Origin of the sequence: Paracraurococcus lichenis, assembly GCF_030657435.1 — a bacterium.
GTDB classification, from domain to species: domain Bacteria; phylum Pseudomonadota; class Alphaproteobacteria; order Acetobacterales; family Acetobacteraceae; genus Paracraurococcus; species Paracraurococcus lichenis.
Window position 1 is genome coordinate 22,949 of sequence record NZ_JAUTWS010000015.1, and the last position, 19,254, is coordinate 42,202.

The window sequence follows — 19,254 nt, forward strand, 5'->3', positions numbered from 1 at the left end:
GCAGGGCGCCGCCCGGCGTTCCCCCTCCGGCCGGCCGGCGCTATCCTGCGGGCATGGGCGACATCGTCAACCTGAACCGGCTTCGCAAGGCGAAGGCCCGGGCCGAGGCCGAAGCGACCGCGGCCGCCAACCGCGCCAAGCATGGCCGGACCGGCGCCGAGAAGGCGAACGACCGCCGCGCCGAGCAACGCCGGCAGGCGCTGCTGGACGGCGCGCGGCGCGACCCGCCGGGGGACGAGTCCCGCTGACCCCAATGCCCCTGCCGGGCCGATCCTGACGGAGACCTCCATGCCGGCCGCTCGCCGCCTCCTGGCGCTGCTCGCGCCATGCCTCCTTGCCGCCTGCGTGAACGAGACGGTGATCCCCCAGGCAACCGATGCGCCCGGGCCCGCGCGGCCCGCCGCGGCGGCGGCCCCGGCCGCGGGGCCGGTCACCGCCTATGACGGCCGCTATGCCGGCACCATCACGCTGAACCCCGACCGCACCCGGGCCTGCCCGGCCGCGCCGCGGGAGCAGCGCGAGATCACGGTGCGCCAGGGCCGCGCCAGCTTCCTGATCGTCCCGCAGACCCGCCAGACCCTGAACGGGGTGGTCGGCCCGGCGGGCGACGTGCGGATGGCCGATACGCTCGACCGGACCATCGCCACCACCGGCGCCTTCGCCGAAGGCCGCTTCCTCGGCGAGCACCGCAACGGCCTCTGCAGCTATGCCGTGAGCATGACGAAGCAGGAGTGACCACGGCCGGCCTCGGCCGGCACCGCTCCCTGCCCCGGAGCGGTCAGCGCGGGCCCTTCTGCACCGGCGGAGCCCTGGTCTCGATCCAGGTCGACAGGGCGCGCAGCAGCGAATGGGCAAAGAAGACCAGGGCGGTCAGGCCGATGGCCAGCCCGAATTCCTGCAGGCCCGCCGCCGCGCCCACCGCCGCCACCGCCCAGAAGGTGGCCGCGGTCGAGAGGCCGCGCACCGTCATCCCCTTCCGCAGGATCACGCCGGCGCCGATGAAGCCGATGCCCGTGGCGATGGCGCCGAGCGCCGCGCCGGGATTGCTGCCGCCATGCGCGACGGCGATGCGGGCGAAGACGCAGGCCGCGGCGGCGACCAGGGCGCAGGAGCGCAAGCCGCCGGGATGGCGGCGCCATTCGCGCTCCGCCCCGATGGCGGCGCCGAGCAGGAAGGCGAGGAGGACGGCGAGGAGGTTTTCCGGGAAGCTCGGCATGGCCCAGCGATGCGCCGACCGGGGCCGGAACGGAAATCCCCGGTTCGCGATGCCGCCGGCGCCCCACCGATGAAGGCCACGCGCTGCGCCCCGATGCCGCCGGATGGCAGCACGGCCGTGGGGCCTCTCTAGCCCTCCAGCGCCCGGTCCTCCGCCGAGGGATGCGGCGGCCGCCGGCGCCAGATCAGCCGCTGCACCGGCTTGAGCAGGATGTTGATCAGCAGCACCAGCACGGTCAGCCAGAGGGCGCCTACCGTCTCCTGCGCACCGGCCTGGGCACCGATGGCGGCGACGCACCAGATGGTGGCCGCCGTCGAGAGGCCGCGGACATTCGCCCCCTCCCGCATGATCGCGCCGGCACCGAGGAAGCCGACGCCGGTGGCGATGGCACCGAAGGCCGCGCCGAGATTGGCGGGATCGACCCGCGTCGTCATCAGGTCGGCGAAGGCGGCGGCCGCGACCGAGACGAGTACGCAGGCGCGCAGCCCGGCGGCGCTCTGCCGCCACTCGCGCTCGGCGCCGACCATGGCGCCGAGCAGGAAGGCGATGGGCAGGCCGGAGAGGGTGGTGTCCCCGGTCAGCCAGGAGAGCAGCCAGGCCATCGCCGCCGCCGCGCGGCCTCAGACGTTGAAGCGGAAGAGCAGGACGTCGCCGTCCTTCACCACGTATTCCTTGCCCTCGACCCGCATCTTGCCGGCTTCCTTGGCGCCCTGCTCGCCGCCGAGCGCGACGTAGTCGTCATAGGCGATGCATTCCGCGGCGATGAAGCCGCGCTCGAAGTCGCCATGGATGACGCCGGCCGCCTGCGGCGCCTTGGTCCCCCGCGTGATGGTCCAGGCGCGGGCCTCCTTCGGCCCGACGGTGAAGTAGGTCTGCAGGCCGAGCAGCGCGTATCCGGCGCGGATGACGCGATCGAGGCCGCCCTCGTGCAGGCCGAGGCTCTCGAGGAAGTCGCCGCGGTCGGCCGGCGCCATCTGGCTGATCTCGGCCTCGATCGCGGCCGAGACCACGACGGCGCGGGCGCCCTCGCGCTCCGCCATCTCGAAGACGCGCTGCGACTGCGCGTTGCCGGTCGCCGCCGAGGCTTCCTCGACATTGCAGACATAGAGCACGGGCTTGGTGGTCAGGAGCTGCAGCCGCGCCGCGGCCGCTTCCTCGCCCTTCGGCACGGCGGTGCGGGCGGGCTTGCCCTCCTGCAGCGCCTTGACGATCGGGTCGATCAGCGTGAGTTGCTGGATCGCCTCCTTGTCGCCGTTCCGCGCGCGCTTCTGCAGGCCGACCTGGCGCTTCTCCAGCCCCTCGAGGTCGGCGAGCATCAGCTCGGTCTCGACCGTCTCGGCATCCCGCACCGGATCGACGCTGCCCTCGACATGGGTGATGTCGCCATCCTCGAAGCAGCGGAGGACATGGACGATCGCGTCCACCTCCCGGATGTTCGCCAGGAACTGGTTGCCCAGGCCCTCGCCCTTCGAGGCGCCGCGGACCAGGCCGGCGATGTCGACGAATTCGAGGCTGGTCGGGACGATCTTCTGCGACTTGCCGATCTCCGCCAGCTTCGTCAGCCGCGGGTCGGGCACGCCGACGCGGCCGACATTCGGCTCGATGGTGCAGAAGGGGTAGTTGGCGGCCTGCGCCGCCGCCGTCTCGGTCAGCGCATTGAACAGCGTGGATTTCCCCACGTTCGGCAGGCCGACGATGCCGCAGTTGAAACCCACGGGAACCTCCTGAAGCGATGGGCGCCGGCCGCCCGCAGGCGGGGCGCCGCACCCTGAACCACGTCATGGCCGGGCACCGGCCCGGCCGTCATCCTGCGACGCGGGGACGCGCCGCCAGAGCAGATCGCCGCAGAGCGGCAGCGCTCGGAGGCGTGGATCTGCTCTCCAAATCAATAGCCTAGAGCGTTCTCACGCTGCACCGTCAGCGTGAGAACGCTCTAGGCCGCCCGGCCCAGCGCCTCGGCGATCCCCGCCGCGATGGTCGCCGCCGCGATGCGCGCCGCGCCGTCATCCGTGCCGAGCCGCAGCGCCGCCGCGCGCAGCGAGGGCACCAGCGCGGCCGGCGGCACGCCCGCCCGCTTCGCCGCGGCGGCGATGCGCTCCGCCAGCGCCGCCGCCTCGCCGCCCGGGCCGATCGCCTCCGCGGCCTCCAGCAGCAGCGCCGCCCGGATCGCCGCCTCGCCCGAGGCCGCCATGGCGCCGCGCTGGCGCCGGATGTCCGACAGCGGCCCGCCGGTCGGGTCCCCCGGTGTCACCGCCGCCGCGTTGCGCAGCGCCGCCGCCGCCGAGGCGAGCGCGCCGGCCTCCCGCACCAGGGCGGCGGCCAGCGCCGCGGCGCCATTGGCGAAATCCTCCGCACCCGGGCCGCCCATGCCGGCGGCGAAGTCGGTCAGCTCCTCCTGGTTCATCAGCGCGTCTCCTGCGTCAGGAAGGCGACCCGGGTCATGAACTCCTCATGCTTGCCCTCCGCCAGCAGCGGCGCCGCATCGGCGACCGCCTCCAGCAGCGGCTCCACCCAGGTGTCCACCTTGGCGAAATTGCCGAGCACATGCCCATGCACCCGGTCCTTGTGCCCGGGATGCCCGATGCCGAGCCGCACGCGCCAGAAATCCGGCGTGCCGAGGGCGCGCTGGATGTCGCGCAGCCCGTTGTGGCCCGCCGCACCGCCGCCCTTCTTCACCCGCACCTTGCCGGGCGCCAGGTCGAGCTCGTCATGGAAGGCCCAAATGTCGGCGGGCGGGATCTTGTGGAAGGCGGCCGCCGGCTGCACCGAGTCGCCCGAGCCGTTCATGTAGGTCTGCGGCTTCAGGGCGAGGACCTTGTGCCGGCCCAGCATGCCCTCCGCCACCAGCCCCTTGTGGCGCTGCCGCCAGGGGGAGAAGCCATGGCGCCGGGCGATCTCGTCCAGCGCCATGAAGCCGATATTGTGGCGATGCCGCGCCTGGGAGGGCTCGGGATTGCCCAACCCGACCCAGAGCAGCATCGCCAGGGGCCCGCCTTACTTCTTCTTCGCGGCGGGCGCCGGGGCGGCGGCCTTGCCCTTGCCCTTGGCGGGCGGGGCGGCCGGCGCCGCCGGGGCGGCCACGACCTCCTCGACCACCGTCGGCGGGGCGATGGTGGCGACGACGAAGTCGCGGTTGATCACGGCGCGGGTGCCGAAATTGTCCTTCACCGCCGACCAGCGCAGCGAATCGCCGATGCCGGCCTCGGCCAGGTCGATCTCGAAGGCATCCGGCACGGCATCGACCGCGGCCAGCACCTCGAGCTCGCGGCGGACGACGTTCAGCACGCCGCCGGCCTTGAGGCCCGGGCAGGTGTCCTCGTGCAGGAAGTGCACCGGCACGCGGACGCGGATGCGGGCGCCCGGCGCGACGCGCTGGAAATCCACATGCAGGGGCCGGTCGGTGACCGGGTGGAACTGCACGTCGCGCATCAGCGTCTGGACGGTGGAGCCGTCCTTCAGCGCGATCTCGTAGAGGTGGCTCTGCCACCCGCCCTTGTGCAGCTCCTTCATCACGTCGCGCGGGTCGAGCGCGATCAGCGCCGCCTCCTGCTTCGCGCCGTAGATGACGGCGGGGACAAGCCCCTCACGCCGGGTCGCACGCGCCGCCCCCTTACCGGCCCGCTCGCGCGACTCGGCCTCGATCCGGACAGTCTGGACCATGGTCGAACTCCGCTTGGCTGGGAAATGGCCCCTTCGCGGGACGGCATGCCCCGGAAACGGCTGCGCCGGCCTCCAGGGGTGCCGGCGCATCGCGGGGCATTAGCGGATCGGGGGAGGCAGGGCAATGGAAAGCCGCCCGGCCGCGGAACCGGCCGCGGTCAGGCCTCCGCCGCGAGCGCCGCCGGCTCCACGTCCCAGACCCGGCCGCCATCCCGGGGCGGGGCGCAGCGGATCGGCAGCGCATTCGGGGTGCGGACATTGGGCTCATGCCCGAAGGCGAGGCGGAGGGCGCGGAACAGCGCGCCATGCGCCACGATCAGCACCGGCGCCGGCTTCGCGGTCGCGCGGTTCACCGCCGCGACGGCGCGGGCCAGCAGGCCGGCGAAGGTCTCGGCCCCCGCCGGCGTATAGGTCCCGGCGATCCAGTCGTCGTACCAGTCGCCCATCGGCCGGCCTTCCTGCTCGCCGAAATTCACCTCCTGCAGGTCCGGATCGAAGGCGAGGGGCAGGCCGAGCGCCGCGGCCGCGATCTCGGCGGTGACGCGGGCGCGGATGAGGGGGGAGGCGACGATGGTGGCGATGCCGCCGATCCCCTGCAGGGTCCGGGCGGCGCGCTCCGCCTGGGCGAGGCCGATGGCGTTCAGCGGGATGTCGGTGCGGCCCTGCGACAGGCCCTGGGCGTTCCAGTCGGTCTCGCCATGGCGGAGGAACCAGAAGGGAGCCGGGTTCAGGGTCTCGGCCATGGCGGGGTCCTTGCTCGCGGCGCCGGCGGGCACGCCGCGCGGGACGGTCGCAGGCCGCTGGATGGGGGGATGTCGCCCGCTTCCTGCGGCAGGGGCGCCGCGCGGGTCAAGCCCGCGCGGCGCCGGCCGGATCAGGCGAGGCCTTCCGCCTTCAGCACCCGCTGCACCGAGGGGCGGGCATTCATGCGGGCATAGTGCGCGGCGACGTTGGGCGGCAATTCCTTGCCCAGCCGCCCGGCCCACCAGAAGGAGACGTACCAGAGCGCGCTGTCGGCGAAGGAGAAGCTGCCGGTCAGGTACTCCTTCCCTTCGAGCGCCTTGTCGAACCAGGCGAGGCCCTTCTGGAAGATCTCCTCGCCCCGCGCCTTCACCGCCGCCTGGTCGGCCTCGGAGGGCGCGTAGTTCGAGGGGCGGAAGATGCGGGAGAAGCCCTGCATGTGCAGCGTGGCGACGGCGAAGTCGGTGGCCTCGAGCGCCCGGGCCAGGGCATCGGCCTCCTTCGGCAGGAGGTTCGCCTCGGGGAAGGTGCTCGCCAGCCAGACCGCGATGGCGGGGTACTCCGTCAGCACCGAGCCGTCGTCCCGCACCAGGGTCGGGACCTTCGACTTCGGGTTCACCGCGGTGAAGTCGGGCTTGTACTGCGCGCCCTCCCGCAGGTTGACCGCGACCGCCTCGTAGGGCCGGCCGATCTCCTCCAGCAGGACATGGATGCCGATCGAGCAGGCGCCCGGACCGTAATACAGTTTCATCGTGTTCCTCCCGGGATTGGGAGGCCGAGACTATACGCCGCCGGCACGGCCGCCCAGCCCCGGCGATCCGCCGGGGCGTGGCATCCATCGGGGCTCAGTGGAAGAGCGAGGAGACCGAGCTTTCCTCGGAGATGCGGCGCATCGCCTCGGCCAGCAGCGGCGCGATGGTGACCTGGCGGATATTGGAGGAGATGCGAACCGCCTCGGTTGCCAGGATGCTGTCCGTCACCGTCATGTTCTCGATCGGGGAGGCGCCGACGCGCGCCACCGCCCCGCCCGAGAAGACGCCGTGGGTGACATAGACCGAGACGCCGTTGGCGCCGTTCTTCATCAGCGCCTCGGCGGCGTTGCACAGCGTGCCGCCGGAATCGACGATGTCGTCGACCAGGATGCAGTGCCGGCCCTCGACGTCGCCGATCACGTTCATCACCTCCGAGACGCCGGCCCGCGGCCGCCGCTTGTCGATGATGGCCAGCTCGGTGTGCACCCGCGTCGCGAGGTCGCGGGCCCGGACCACGCCGCCGACGTCGGGGGAGACCACCATCAACTCGCGGCCCTGGTAGCGCTCCTGGATGTCGCGGGTGAAGAGCGGCGCGGCATAGAGGTTGTCCACCGGGATGTCGAAGAAGCCCTGGATCTGCGCGGCATGCAGGTCCATGGTCAGGACGCGGTTGGCGCCGGCGGTGGTGATCAGGTTCGCCACCAGCTTGGCCGAGATCGGGGTGCGGGAGCCCGACTTCCGGTCCTGCCGCGCATAGCCGAAATAGGGGATCACCGCCGTGATGCGCCGCGCGCTCGCGCGCTTGAGCGCGTCCAGCGTGATCAGCAGCTCCAGCAGGTTGTCGTTGGCCGGGTAGCTGGTGCTCTGCACCACGAAGACGTCCTCGCCGCGGACGTTCTCGTTGATCTCGACGAAGACCTCCATATCCGCGAAGCGCCGGATGGAGGCGCTGGTGAGCGGCAGGCCGAGCGAGGCGGCGACCGCCTCGGCCAGCGGACGGTTGCTGTTGCAGGCGACGATCTTCATGCCCGGCCGGACCCCTTCTCCACGCGACCTGCCTCCACGCGACGGGAACGCCGCCGAAACCGCATTCCGCACGGCGCGGCGGAGATATCAAGGTGACGGAACGGTGTAAATCGCGTTGCCCGCGGGCCTGTGTCCCGATGCCGTCGCGGCTTAACCGCTTTGCAATCGCACTCCGGCAATTCCTGCCGACCGGGCGGCGCCCGCCGACGGCGGGGGGAGACCAGCCGCCCCATGGATGCCGCGCGAGGGACGCTTGGGGTCGCAGGAGGTGGCGGTATGGGCGGCGTGATCGCCGGCTTGAAGGCGCTGGGCCCGAAGCGGCTGTTGGCGCTCGGCAGCGTCGGGCTCGCGCTGCTGGCGCTGCTGGGCGTCCTGGCCTTCCGCGCCGGCGACACGCCCATGGCGCCCCTCTTCGGGGAGCTCGAGCCGCGCGACGCCGCCGCGGTGGTCGCCGCGCTGGAGCGCCAGCGCATCCCCTATCGCCTCGCCGCCGGCGGGGCCCAGGTCATGGCGCCGCTCGACCAGGTCCCCCGCCTCCGCCTGCTGCTGGCGCGGGAGGGGCTGCCGGCCGGCGGCGGGCTGGGCTGGGAGATCTTCGACCGCGACAACGGCCTCACCGTCACGCCATTTCAACAGGACGTGAACAAGCTCCGCGCCCTGGAGGGCGAGCTGGCCCGGACCATCCGCGGCCTCGACGGCGTCCGCGCCGCCCGGGTCCACCTCGTCCTGCCGCGGCGGGAGGCCTTCTCGCGCGAGCGGGGGGAGGCGCAGGCCTCGGTCGTGCTGACCATGCAGGGCGCCCAGCGCCTGGACCGGGAGGGGGTGCAGGCCGTGCTGCACCTGGTCGCCACCGCCGTGCCCGGCCTGCGGCCGCAGAACGTCTCCATCGTCGACAGCCGCGGCGCCCTGCTCGCGCGCGGCGGCCAGGCGCTGGCCGGCCCCGCCGCCGTCCAGACGCAGGAGGAGATCCGCCGGGCGCAGGAACTCCGCCTCGGCCGCGCGGTCGAGGAGCTGCTGGAGCGCAGCCTCGGCCCCGGCCGCGTCCGTGCCGAGGCGACGGTCGAGATGGATTTCGACCGGGTCGAGACCCGCGAGGAGCGCTTCGACCCCGACAACCAGGTGCCCCGCAGCCAGCAGAGCGTGGCGGAGCAGACCCGCGGCGCCGAGCCGCAGCCGACCACGGTCGCGGGCAACCTGCCGGGCGCCGAGCCGCCGGGCGGCGGCGCCACCCAGGAGAGCCGGCAGGAGGAGACCACCAATTACGAGATCGGCCGCTCCACCCGCAGCACGCTGCGCGAGCATCCGGTGGTCCGGCGCATCTCGGTCGCGGTGCTGGTGGACGGCGTGGCCGAGCCGGGGGAGGGCGGCGGGCCGCCCCGCTGGCGGGAGCGCCCGGCCGAGGACCTCGCCCGCATCGGCGCCCTGGTGCGCAGCGCCATCGGCTTCGACGAGCGCCGCGGCGACCGGGTGGAGGTGGTCTCCATGCGCTTCGTCGAGGAGGCGCCGGGCGAGGCGCCGCCCGAGCGCTTCCTCGGCCTGCCCGTCCCGCCGGCGCTGGCGACGCGGCTGATCGAGAGCGCGCTGCTCGCCCTCGTCGCCCTCGCCGCCATCCTGCTGCTCGGCCGGCCCGTGGTCGGGCGGCTCAGCGCCAGCCTCGCGCCCCTGCCGGCGCTGGCCGGTGCCGAGGGCGCGGCGGCGCTGCCGGGCATGGTGGGCGGCCCGGCGGCGCTGCCAGGCATGGCGGCGGAGGGCGGGATGGCGGCGCTGCCGCCCGGCGCCGACCCGGCCGCGCTGCCGTCGGGGGAGGAGAGCATGGTCAGCCTCGCCCATGTCCAGGGGCAGATGCGGGCCTCCTCGCTGAACGGCCTGATCCAGCTCGTCCAGCGCCACCCCGATGAGAGCCTGGCCGTGCTCCGCCGCTGGCTCGACCCGGAGGATGCCTGATGAGCCTCGCCCGCGTCCTCACCGGCCCGCAGAAGGCGGCCGCCATCATGCTGGCGATGGGGGAGGAGCATGCCGCCAACCTCTTCGCCCGCATGCACGAGGACGAGATCCGCGACCTCTCGGCGGCCATGGCCTCACTCGGCACCGTGCCGGCGCCGGCGATCGAGGAGCTGTGCCGGGAGTTCGGCGAGCAGCTCGGCCAGGCCGGCAACCTGGTCGGCAGCTACGAGAGCACCGAGCGCATGCTGCTCAAGTCGCTGCCGCGCGACCGCGTCGTCCAGATCATGGAGGAGATCCGCGGCCCCGCCGGCCGCACCATGTGGGACAAGCTGGGCAATGTGAACGAGGCGGTGCTCGCCAACTACCTCAAGAACGAATACCCGCAGACCGTCGCCGTGGTGCTCACCAAGGTCCGCCCCGACCACGCCGCCCGCGTGCTCTCCCTGCTGCCGGAGGGCTTCGCGATGGAGGTCGTGATGCGCATGCTGCGCATGGAGACCATCCAGAAGGAGGCGCTCGAGGGCGTCGAGAAGACGCTGAAGGCGGAGTTCATGTCGAACCTCGCCCGCGCCCAGCGGCGCGACGCGCACGAGATGATGGCGGAGATCTTCAACAACCTCGACCGCCAGGCCGAGAGCCGCATCCTCTCGGCGCTCGAGGAGCGCAATCGCGACGCGGCCGAGCGCATCCGCAGCCTGATGTTCACCTTCGAGGACCTGCAGCGCGTCGACGCCGCCGGGCTGCAGGCGCTGCTGCGGGCGGTCGAGAAGGACAAGCTCGCGCTCGCCCTGAAGGGTGCCTCCGAGCAGCTCCGCGAGATGTTCTTCCGCAACCTGACGGAGCGCGCGGCCAAGCTGCTGCGCGACGACATCGCCGCCCTCGGCCCCGTGCGCCTGCGCGACGTGGACGAGGCGCAGGCGGCGATCGTGCTGCTGGCCAAGGACATGGCGGCGCAGGGCCAGATCAACCTGCAGGACGGCCATGACGAGGAGATGGTGCCGTGACCGCCGCCTTCCGCCCGGCCCTCGCGCGCCGCCCGCGCGCCGCCGGCTTCGAGCCCGCGGCGGTGACGGCGCGGCCGGCAGCCACGGCCGCGAGGGCCGAGGCGGGCATGGTCTTCGCGGTGCCGGATTTCGACGCGCCGTCGGCGCCGCCCGGGCCGGACCCGGCCGAGATCGCCGCGGCGGCGCAGGAGGCCGCGCGCGCCGCGGCGCGGGAGGCCGGCTTCGCCGAGGGCGAGGCGGTGGCGCGCGAGGCGGCGGCCGCCAGCCTCGCGGCGCGCGAGACGGCGGCGCTGGAGCGGATCGCCGCGGCGCTGGAGGAGGCGCGGGTGACGGCCGCGGAGGCCGCCGGCGAGACGGCCGAGTCGCTCGCCCGTCTGTTGCTCGCCGCCCTCGATGCCGCGCTGCCGGAGGCGGCCGCCCGGCTGGCGCCGGAGGCCGCCGCGCGCCTCGCGGCGGCGCTGCGCCCGCTGGTCGAGGCGGGCGTCGCCGTCGCGCTCCGCGTCGCCCCGGGCGAGGCCGCCGCGGCGGCGGCCCGGATCGGCGACCCGGCCCTCGCCATCGCCGAGGACGCCGCCCTGCCGCCCGGCGACGCGGCGGCCCGCTGGCGCGGCGGCGGCGCCACGCTCTCGCTCGCGGCGCGGCGGCAGGCGGTGGCCGCGCTCCTCGACGCCTTCGAATTGCAGGAGAGGTAACGCATGGCCGAGCCCGGCCCCTTCGAGACCCTGTCGCCGGCCGAGGCGGCGGCCGCGCGCCCCGCCGGCCCGGCGGCGCGCGACCTCGAGGCTGTCTACGACATCCCGGTCCAGGTCAGCGCCGTGCTCGGGCGCGCCACCATGCAGGTCTCGCAGCTCCTCAAGCTCGGCCGCGGCGCCGTGGTGGAGCTGGACCGCAAGCTGGGCGAGGCGGTGGACATCTATGTCAACAACCGCCTGGTCGCGCGCGGGGAGGTGGTGATGGTGGACGACAACCGCCTCGGCGTGACGATGACCGAGATCGTCAAGAGCGACCGGGCGGGATGAGCATGGCGCCGGGATTCCCGCGGGGGCGGCGGCCGTGACCCGCCTGCTCATCATCGGCGCGCTGGAGGGCGAGCTGGGCCAGGCCGCCCGCATCGCCGCGGCGCGCGGCGCCCGCATCGCCCAGGCGGACGGGCCGGCGGCGGGGCTGGCGCGGCTGCGCGGGGAGGGCGCCGACCTCGTCCTCTGCGACCTCGCGCACGACATCCCCTGGCTGATCGAGCGGCTGGCCGAGGAGCGCATCGCCTGCCCGGTCATCGCCTGCGGCCGCAATGCCGATGCCGCCGCGGCGGTGCGCGCCATCCGCGCCGGGGCGAAGGAATTCCTCCCCCTGCCGCCCGAAGCGGAGCTGATCGTCGCCATGCTGCAGGCGGTGGCCGGCGAGCCGGAGGGGCCGGTGCACCGCGACCCCGCCATGGGCGCGCTGCTCGCCCGCGCCGAGGCGCTGGCGCGGGCCGAGGCGAGCGTGCTGATCACCGGCGAGAGCGGCACGGGCAAGGAGGTGCTGGCGCGCTTCATCCACGCCCATAGCCGCCGCAGCCGCGGCCCCTTCGTCGCGCTGAACTGCGCCGCCCTGCCGGAAAGCCTGCTGGAGAGCGAGCTCTTCGGCCACGAGAAGGGCGCCTTCAGCGGCGCCGTCGCGGCCCGCAAGGGCAAGTTCGAGCAGGCCGATGGCGGCACCCTGCTGCTCGACGAGATCGGCGAGATGGACCCGCGGCTGCAGGCCAAGCTCCTGCGCGTCATCCAGGAGCGGGAGGTGGACCGCCTCGGCGGCACCGCGCCGGTCAGGGTCGATGTCCGGCTGCTCGCCGCGACCAACCGCGACCTCGCCGCCGAGGTGCGGGCCGGCCGCTTCCGCGAGGATCTCTATTTCCGCCTCAACGTCGTCGCGCTGCACATCCCGCCGCTGCGCGAGCGGCCCGCCGACATCGCGGCGCTGGCCGCGCATTTCGCCCGCCGCTTCGCCGAGGCGAACGGGCTGCCGGTGCGCGCCCTGTCGCCCGCGGCCGAGCAGGCGCTGCTGGCGCATCCCTGGCCGGGCAATGTCCGGGAGCTGGAGAACACCCTGCATCGCGCCGTGCTGCTGGCGGAGGGCGGCTGGATCGGGCCGGAGGCGATCGAGCTGACGCCCCTGCCGCCCGCCCGCCCGGCGGAGGCGCCCGCGGCCGTGCCGCAATCCGCCGTGCCACAACCCGCCGTGCCGCCTGCGGCGGCCGGCGCCGTCGCCGGCCTGGTCGGCCGCCGGATGGAGGAGGTGGAGCGCGACCTGATCCTCGAGACGCTGACCCATTGCCTCGGCAACCGCACCCGCGCGGCCGAGATCCTCGGCATCTCCATCCGCACGCTGCGCAACAAGCTGCACGAATACCGCGCGCAGGGCGCGCCGGTGCCGGTCGCGCCGGGCACCGGCCTGCTGCCGGGCGGCTGGCAGGGCGGGGGTCGGTAGCGCATGGGCGGCATCGCGCTGCCCGGCTGGCTGCGGCAGGTGCGGCTCGGCGGCGACGTCGCGCTCGCGCTCGGCGTCGCGCTGCTGCTCGCGGTGCTGATCGTCCCGCTGCCGGTGCTGCTGCTCGATGCCGGGCTCGCGGTCTCCATCACCCTCTCGGTGCTGGTGCTGATGGTCGCGCTCTTCCTGCGGCGGCCGCTCGACTTCACTGCCTTCCCGCAGGTGCTGCTGCTGACCACGCTGCTCCGCCTCGCGCTCAACGTCGCCACCACCCGCACCATCCTCACCCATGGCTACGAGGGGCCGCAATCGGCCGGCCATGTCGTCGCCGCCTTCGGCGGCTTCCTGATGGGCGGCGACGTCGTGGTCGGGCTGATCGTCTTCGCCATCCTGCTGGTCGTGAACTTCATGGTGGTGACCAAGGGCTCCGGCCGCATCGCGGAGGTCGCGGCGCGCTTCAGCCTGGACGCCATGCCCGCCAAGCAGATGGCGATCGATGCCGACCTCTCGGCCGGGCTGATCGACGAGACGGAGGCACGCAAGCGCCGCCGCGAGCTGGAGGAGGAGAGCGCCTTCCACGGCGCCATGGACGGCGCGGCCAAGTTCGTCCGCGGCGACGCCATCGCCGGGCTGATCATCACCGCCATCAACCTCGTGGGCGGCCTCGGCATCGGCGCGCTGCGGCACGGCCTCGGCCTCGCGGAGGCGGCGACCACCTTCGCCACCCTGACGGTCGGCGACGGCCTGGTCAGCCAGATCCCGGCGCTGCTCGTCTCGGTCGCCGCCGGCATCGTCGTCACCAAGGGCGGCGGGGAGGAGCGGGCCGACGAGGTGCTGGGACGGCAGCTCGCGGGCGGCTGGAAGCCCATGGCGCTCGCCGCCGGCGCCGCCGCGGTGCTGGGGCTGCTGCCCGGCATGCCCCTCATTCCCTTCCTGGCGCTGGCCGGCGCCGCCGGCGCCACCGCCTGGACCCGGAGGGAGGCCGATCGCCGGGCCGGGGAGGCGCCGCCCGAGGCGCCCGCCGCCACGGCGGAGCCGCCGGTGGCCGAGGCGCTGCGCCTCGACCTGCTGCGGCTCGAGCTCGGCTACGGGCTGCTCGCGCTCGCGGCCGGGGAGGCGCCGCGGCTGACCGAGCAGATCCGCGCCCTCCGCCGCTCCATGGCGCAGGACATGGGCTTCGTCCTGCCGAGCGTGCGCATCCAGGACAACCTGGAACTGCCGCCCGATACCTATGTCATCCGGGTCAAGGAGATCGAGGCGGCGCGCGGCCAGCTCCGCCCGCCGCTGCACCTGGCCATCGACCCCTCCGGCCAGGTTCCGGCCATGGCCGGCGAGCGCACCGTCGAGCCGACCTTCGGCCTGCCCGCCCTCTGGATCGAGGAGGCGCTGCGGGAGGAGGCGCTGGCGCGCGGCTGCACCGTGGTGGACTGCGCCGGCGTGCTGGCGACGCACCTGACCGAGACGGTGCGGGACACCATGCCCGAGCTGCTCTCCTTCGCCGAGACGCAGAAGCTGCTGGACGAGCTGCCGGCCGAGCACCGCAAGCTGGTCGCGGACGTCATCCCCTCGCAGATCGGGGTCGGCGGGCTGCAGCGGGTGCTGCAGGCGCTGCTGGCCGAGCGCGTCTCGATCCGGGACCTGCCGACCATTCTGGAGGGCGTGCAGGAGGCGGTCGCGGGCAATACCCGGAGCGTCGCCGGCATCCTCGCCGTGGTGCGGGCGCGGCTGGCGCGGCAACTGTCGGAGGCGGCGCGGGGCCCGGGCGGCTATGTCCCGCTCATCGCCCTCTCGCCCGACTGGGAGCTGGCCTTCGCCGAGAGCCTGGCCGGCCCGCCGGAGGACCGGCAGCTCGCCATGGCGCCGAGCCGGCTGCAGGAGTTCATGCAGCGGCTGCGCGACGCCTTCGACGCCGCCGCGGCGGCGGGCGAGGCGCCGGTGCTGGTCTGCTCCGGCGGCATCCGCGCGCCCGTGCGGGCGATCGTCGAGCGCTTCCGTCCCGCGACCATGGTGCTGAGCCAGGCGGAGATCCATCCGCGCGCCCGCATCCGCACCCTGGGCAGCGTCTAGCGCATGCGGCTCCGGCTGTTCCGCGCCCCGAGGATGGCCGAGGCGATGGCGCAGGTGCGCGCCGAACTCGGCGAGGAGGCGGTGATCCTCGAGACGCGCCGCGTCGCGGGCGGGGTGGAGGTGACCGCGGCGCTCGAGGACCCGCCCGACCCGGCGGAGGAGCCCTGGCTGATCCCGCCCGCCCCGCCCGCCACGGATGCGGCGCCGTCGCAGCCGGCGCCCTCGCTGGCGCGGCACAACCTGCCGCCGGCGCTCGCCGCCGCGCTCGCCGCCGGGCCGCTGGAGCCAGCGCTCGCCGCGGCGCTCGGCTTCGCGCCGCTGCCGGATGCCGCCGCGCGGCCGCTGCTGCTGGCGGGCCCGCCGGGCGCGGGTAAGACGCTCTCCTGCGCCAAGCTGGCGGCGCGGGCGGTGCTGGCGGGCGGCGCGCCGCTGATCGTCACCACCGACGGCGCCCGGGCCGGCGCCGCGGAGCAGATGGCGGCCTTCACCCGGGTGCTCGGCCTGACGCTGGCCGTCGCGCCGCAGCCGAAGGCGCTCGGCCGGGCCCTGGCGCGGCGGGCGGCGGGGCAGGCGGTGCTGATCGACACGGCGGGCTGCGATCCCTTCGATCCGGCCCAGGCCGCCGACCTGCTGGCGCTGGCCCGCACGGCGGAGGCGGCTGTCGTGCTGGTGCTGCCCGCCGGCCTCGACCCGGCGGAGGCGGCGGAGACGGCGCGGGCCTTCCGGGCGCTCGGCGCCCGGCACCTGCTGCCGACCCGGCTGGATGCCGCGCGGCGCCTCGGCGGCGTGCTGGCCGCGGCGGCGGCCGGGCTGGCGTTGACGGAGGCGGGGGTGGGGCCCGATCCGGCCGGCGACCTCGCGCCCGTCGATCCGGCCTGGCTGGCGGCGCGGCTGCGGCGGGCGCCGGAGGCGGGCTTCGATGCGGCGGGACCGCCGGGCCATGAGGGGAGAGTGGCATGACGGCAGAGGCGCCGGCGCGCGGCCGGATCCTGGCGATCGCCTCGGGCAAGGGCGGGGTGGGGAAGACCTGGCTCGCCATCAGCCTGGCCCAGGCCCTGGCGCAGGCGGGGCAGGGTGCGCTGCTGGTGGATGCCGATCTCGGCCTCGCCAATGTCGACGTGCAACTCGGCCTCGACCCGCGCCACGACCTGTCCGCGGTGCTGGCCGGGCGCCTCGGCGTGGCCGAAGCAGCGACCCGGCACGCGGCGGGCTTCTCCATCCTGCCGGGACGCTCGGGCTCCGGTGCGCTGGCCGGGCTGGACGGCACGGCGCTCGGGCGGCTGGAGGCGGCGCTGCGCGCGGCGGCCGCGTGCTTCGATACGGTGCTGCTCGACCTCGGCGCGGGACTCGACCCGGCGGTCCGGCGGCTGGCGGCGATGGCCGACCTGCTGCTGGTGGTGGCGACCGAGGAGCCGACCAGCCTGACGGATGCCTATGCCGTGCTGAAGCTGCACCGGCGCGACCGGCCCGGCGCCGCGGCGCGGGTGGTGGTGAACCAGGCTGCCGACCGCGCGGCGGGGGAGCGGACCTGGCGCACGCTGGACCAGGCCTGCGCCCGGTTCCTCGGCGCGGGGGTGCCGCTGGCGGGCGTCATCCGCCGCGACCCGAAGGTGCCGGAGGCGATCCGCCGGCAGGTCCCGCTGCTGACGCGCCATCCGGGTTGTCCGGCCGCGGCCGATGTCACGGCATTGGCGAAGGCCCTGGCGCGGTGAACACACTTTTGCGTTCTTCGCAGCCGCGAAAGGATTTGCGTTGCCTTTTCCCGCCGGGGCGCTCCTATCTAGGGGTGAACCACCGGCGCGGGCGACTGCGGCCTGCGCCAAGTTTCGGGGCAGCGTGAAGCTGCCCCGTCGCCTTGGAGCCTTGGATGTCGTTGCGCCGTCTCCTCCTCGCCGCCAGCCTTCTGGCCCCCTTCGCCGCCGCGGCGCAGCCGGTCGAGGGTCTCTATCTCGGCGCCGGTGCCGGCCTGAATTTCGCGCCGGAGGCCAGCGACCATGGCGTGCGGCTCAGCACGCGGGATCCGGGCGCGGCGGCGGTGCTCTCGCTGGGCTGGGGCTTCGGCAATGGCTGGCGGGCGGAGATCGAGGGCAATTACCGCAACAACGAGATCGACCGGCTGTCGCTGAACGGGACGCGGATCGGCGGGTCCGGCCAGTACGACAAGTACGGGGTGATGGCGAACCTGCTCTTCGACTTCGACCTCAGCAGCTTCGGCCTCTCGCCCCGCACCTATCAGCCCTATCTCGGCATCGGCGGCGGCTATGTCTGGAACGACATCCGCAATGCACGGCTGCGGGTGGGCGGCAGCGGCTACCGGATCGAGGATACCGACCCGCAATTCGCCTATCAGGCCATCCTCGGTTCGGCCTTCGGCCTGGGCAACATGGTGCCGGGCCTGTCGCTGACGGCGGAGTACCGCTTCCTCGGCACGCTCGATCCGAAGTTCAACCTGACGCGGACATCCGGGCCGGCGGTGCCGGGCGTGCCGGGCAGCATCGAGCCGTCGAACAGCAACCATTCCGTCCTGCTCGGCCTGCGCTATGCCTTCAACCCGCCGCCGGCGCCCGCCGTGGCGGAGGCGCCGGCGCCGGTGACGGCGCCCGCCCCGGCGCGGACCTATCTGGTCTTCTTCGACTGGGACCGCGCCGACCTGACGGAGCGGGCGAGGCAGATCATCGCCGATGCCGCGGCGGCGGCGCGGCGGGTGCAGACCACGCGGATCGAGGTGGCGGGACATGCCGACCGCTCCGGCACGCCGCAATACAACCAGCGCCTGTCGCAGCGGCGCGCCGATGCGGTGGCGAACGAGTTGGTGCGGCAGGGCATCGCGCGCGAGGAGATCGCGGTGACCGCCTTCGGCGAGACCAAGCCGCTGGTCCCGACGGCCGACGGCGTGCGCGAGCCGCAGAACCGCCGCGTGGAAATCATTCTCCGCTGAGTCGCGCGGCGCCGCCCGTCGCGCGCCGAACCCGGAGAAAAAGGAGGGTGGGGCGTGGGGAGGGAGTTCCCTCCCTCCCCACTATGCGCGCAGCAGCCGCCCGGCCACCGCGTCCAGCTTGGCGAGCAGCGCCGGATCCCGCTTCTCGGGCGCGGTGATGATGGCGTGGTCGAGCGCCCGGTCGCAGCCGGCAGGGCAGAGGCCGCGCGGCTTGCCGAGCTCGGGCACCACCGACCTGACCAGCGCCTTGGCCTTGTCGGCATTGCCGAGCAGCACCTTCACCACCTGGTCGACCGTGACGTGGTCGTGGTCCGGGTGCCAGCAGTCGAAATCCGTGACCATGGCGACGGTCGCGTAGCAGAGCTCCGCCTCCCGGGCGAGCTTCGCTTCCGGCATGTTGGTCATGCCGATGACGCTGCAGCCCCATTGCCGGTAGAGCTCGCTCTCGGCCTTGGTGCTGAACTGCGGGCCTTCCATGACCAGGTAGGTGCCGCCGCGCGTCACCGGCAGGCCGAGCCCGCGCGCCGAGGCTTCCAGCGCATCGCCGATGCGCGGGCAGACCGGATGGGCGACCGAGACATGCGCGACGCAGCCGCTGCCGAAGAAGCTCTTCACCCGGGCGAAGCTGCGGTCGATGAACTGGTCGACGATGACGAAATGGCCGGGCGGCAGGTCCTCCCGCAGGGAGCCGACGGCCGAGAGCGAGATCACGTCGGTGACGCCGGAGCGCTTCAGCGCGTCGATATTGGCGCGGTAGTTCAGCTCGGAGGGCGGGGTCGGATGGCCGCGGCCGTGGCGCGGAAGGAAGACGCAGCGCACGCCGGCGAGGCGGCCGAAGAGCAGCAGGTCGGAGGGATCGCCCCAGGGCGTCTCCACCCGGCGCCATTCGCGGTCCTCGAGTCCCTCGATGTCGTAGAGGCCGGAGCCGCCGATCAGGCCGATGACGGGGTCGATGGTCTCGGGCATGGCGGCTCCTCCGGCGGGCATGGGCGGGGGTTCTAAGGAATGCGCGGCGCGCTGCCCAGGGGTGGATGCGGGCGCCGCCTCGCGCTGGCATGATGCCGGGCGAGTCGCGCATGGGGCGGGACCGACGCGAGGAGTGCCGCCAGTGACCCGGATCGCCTGCCTGTTCGCCCTGCTGCTGGTCACGCTGGTCGGTGCCTGCAACCGGCCGCCCGCGCCCGTGGTGGACCGCTCGATCGAGCGCGGCACCGCGTTGCCGCCGCCCGGCCTGGCCGAGGCCCGGCCGCGCTGAGCAGGCTGCCCCCCGGCGCCCGTCCTGCGCGGAGATCCTGGTCGCCCTTTCATCCCGGGCCGCGACCCGCCGCCGGGGGCGCACCCCCGCGCGGGACGACCCGTTCCACGCGGGATGCCGGAACGACGAAGGGCCGCCCGAGGGCGGCCCTTCTGACATGGGGACAGGGTGCCGGGCGGGCCGGCGGC

General features: G+C 74.4%; 22 protein-coding genes. 12 read left to right on the forward strand and 10 right to left on the reverse strand.

All coding sequences use genetic code 11. From position 1 onward, the window contains the following. Positions 1-53 precede the first annotated feature (53 nt). Entirely contained in the window at positions 54-248 is a 195-nt protein-coding gene (locus Q7A36_RS16765; protein WP_305104873.1) for a DUF4169 family protein, read from the forward strand. A 40-nt stretch (positions 249-288) separates the two neighbouring features. After that, complete coding sequence (locus Q7A36_RS16770; RefSeq protein WP_305104874.1) at positions 289-735, forward strand: hypothetical protein; 447 nt, start codon at positions 289-291, stop codon at positions 733-735. A 43-nt stretch (positions 736-778) separates the two neighbouring features. Here Q7A36_RS16770 and Q7A36_RS16775 read toward each other — a convergent pair whose 3' ends face one another. The 9 genes from Q7A36_RS16775 to Q7A36_RS16815 form a co-directional block, all read right to left on the reverse strand. After that, positions 779-1,216, reverse strand: a complete 438-nt coding sequence (locus Q7A36_RS16775; RefSeq protein ID WP_305104875.1) for an MgtC/SapB family protein — start codon at positions 1,214-1,216, stop codon at positions 779-781. Between the two features lie 128 nt (positions 1,217-1,344). Continuing rightward, entirely contained in the window at positions 1,345-1,818 is a 474-nt protein-coding gene (locus Q7A36_RS16780; protein WP_305104876.1) for an MgtC/SapB family protein, read from the reverse strand. 18 nt (positions 1,819-1,836) lie between these two features. After that, positions 1,837-2,931 (reverse strand): redox-regulated ATPase YchF, encoded by a 1,095-nt coding sequence (ychF, locus tag Q7A36_RS16785; RefSeq protein ID WP_305104877.1) that lies wholly within the window; start codon positions 2,929-2,931, stop codon positions 1,837-1,839. 218 nt (positions 2,932-3,149) lie between these two features. Continuing rightward, entirely contained in the window at positions 3,150-3,620 is a 471-nt protein-coding gene (locus tag Q7A36_RS16790; RefSeq protein ID WP_305104878.1) for a hypothetical protein, read from the reverse strand. Continuing rightward, entirely contained in the window at positions 3,620-4,195 is a 576-nt protein-coding gene (pth, locus tag Q7A36_RS16795) for an aminoacyl-tRNA hydrolase (RefSeq protein WP_305104879.1), read from the reverse strand. The genes Q7A36_RS16790 and pth overlap by 1 nt, the downstream gene beginning before the upstream one ends. Before the next feature lie 15 nt (positions 4,196-4,210). Next, positions 4,211-4,876 carry a 50S ribosomal protein L25/general stress protein Ctc gene (locus Q7A36_RS16800; protein ID WP_305104880.1) on the reverse strand — a complete coding sequence of 222 codons (666 nt, stop codon included), beginning with the start codon at positions 4,874-4,876 and terminating at the stop codon, positions 4,211-4,213. Positions 4,877-5,034: 158 nt separating this feature from the next. Beyond that, positions 5,035-5,619 carry a histidine phosphatase family protein gene (locus Q7A36_RS16805; RefSeq protein WP_305104881.1) on the reverse strand — a complete coding sequence of 195 codons (585 nt, stop codon included), beginning with the start codon at positions 5,617-5,619 and terminating at the stop codon, positions 5,035-5,037. A 131-nt stretch (positions 5,620-5,750) separates the two neighbouring features. Next, entirely contained in the window at positions 5,751-6,368 is a 618-nt protein-coding gene (locus Q7A36_RS16810; RefSeq protein WP_305104882.1) for a glutathione S-transferase family protein, read from the reverse strand. Positions 6,369-6,462: 94 nt separating this feature from the next. Further along, positions 6,463-7,395, reverse strand: coding sequence for a ribose-phosphate pyrophosphokinase (locus tag Q7A36_RS16815; protein ID WP_305104883.1), 933 nt, complete (start codon positions 7,393-7,395; stop codon positions 6,463-6,465). Positions 7,396-7,671: 276 nt separating this feature from the next. Here Q7A36_RS16815 and fliF point away from each other — a divergent pair, with 276 nt between their 5' ends. The 9 genes from fliF to Q7A36_RS16860 all read left to right on the forward strand — a co-directional run bounded on the left by fliF (position 7,672) and on the right by Q7A36_RS16860 (position 17,811). Further along, positions 7,672-9,339 carry a flagellar basal-body MS-ring/collar protein FliF gene (gene fliF, locus Q7A36_RS16820; protein ID WP_305104884.1) on the forward strand — a complete coding sequence of 556 codons (1,668 nt, stop codon included), beginning with the start codon at positions 7,672-7,674 and terminating at the stop codon, positions 9,337-9,339. Beyond that, positions 9,339-10,343 carry a flagellar motor switch protein FliG gene (gene fliG / locus Q7A36_RS16825; RefSeq protein WP_305104885.1) on the forward strand — a complete coding sequence of 335 codons (1,005 nt, stop codon included), beginning with the start codon at positions 9,339-9,341 and terminating at the stop codon, positions 10,341-10,343. The genes fliF and fliG overlap by 1 nt, the downstream gene beginning before the upstream one ends. Continuing rightward, on the forward strand, positions 10,340-11,035 hold the full coding sequence (locus Q7A36_RS16830; RefSeq protein WP_305104886.1) for a hypothetical protein: 696 nt from the start codon (positions 10,340-10,342) through the stop codon (positions 11,033-11,035). Before fliG ends, Q7A36_RS16830 begins: the two co-directional genes overlap by 4 nt. Before the next feature lie 3 nt (positions 11,036-11,038). Further along, entirely contained in the window at positions 11,039-11,362 is a 324-nt protein-coding gene (gene fliN / locus Q7A36_RS16835) for a flagellar motor switch protein FliN (protein ID WP_305104887.1), read from the forward strand. 34 nt (positions 11,363-11,396) lie between these two features. Then, positions 11,397-12,806, forward strand: coding sequence for a sigma-54 interaction domain-containing protein (locus tag Q7A36_RS16840; RefSeq protein ID WP_305104888.1), 1,410 nt, complete (start codon positions 11,397-11,399; stop codon positions 12,804-12,806). Positions 12,807-12,809: 3 nt separating this feature from the next. Continuing rightward, positions 12,810-14,873: a flagellar biosynthesis protein FlhA gene (flhA, locus tag Q7A36_RS16845; protein ID WP_305104889.1), complete on the forward strand. Its 2,064-nt coding sequence runs from the start codon at positions 12,810-12,812 to the stop codon at positions 14,871-14,873. 3 nt (positions 14,874-14,876) lie between these two features. Continuing rightward, on the forward strand, positions 14,877-15,833 hold the full coding sequence (locus tag Q7A36_RS16850) for a flagellar biosynthesis protein FlhF (RefSeq protein WP_305104890.1): 957 nt from the start codon (positions 14,877-14,879) through the stop codon (positions 15,831-15,833). Further along, on the forward strand, positions 15,830-16,585 hold the full coding sequence (locus tag Q7A36_RS16855; RefSeq protein WP_305104891.1) for a nucleotide-binding protein: 756 nt from the start codon (positions 15,830-15,832) through the stop codon (positions 16,583-16,585). The genes Q7A36_RS16850 and Q7A36_RS16855 overlap by 4 nt, the downstream gene beginning before the upstream one ends. Before the next feature lie 155 nt (positions 16,586-16,740). Next, complete coding sequence (locus tag Q7A36_RS16860; RefSeq protein ID WP_305104892.1) at positions 16,741-17,811, forward strand: OmpA family protein; 1,071 nt, start codon at positions 16,741-16,743, stop codon at positions 17,809-17,811. Positions 17,812-17,892: 81 nt separating this feature from the next. On the opposite strand, the gene Q7A36_RS16865 is transcribed toward Q7A36_RS16860, so the two are convergent. After that, positions 17,893-18,777 (reverse strand): S-methyl-5'-thioadenosine phosphorylase, encoded by an 885-nt coding sequence (locus Q7A36_RS16865; RefSeq protein WP_305104893.1) that lies wholly within the window; start codon positions 18,775-18,777, stop codon positions 17,893-17,895. A 142-nt stretch (positions 18,778-18,919) separates the two neighbouring features. Between Q7A36_RS16865 and Q7A36_RS16870 the strand changes: the two genes are divergently transcribed. After that, the gene (locus Q7A36_RS16870; RefSeq protein WP_305104894.1) at positions 18,920-19,066 is read left to right on the forward strand and encodes a hypothetical protein; all 147 of its coding nucleotides are present in this window, start codon (positions 18,920-18,922) and stop codon (positions 19,064-19,066) included. Positions 19,067-19,254 lie beyond the last annotated feature (188 nt).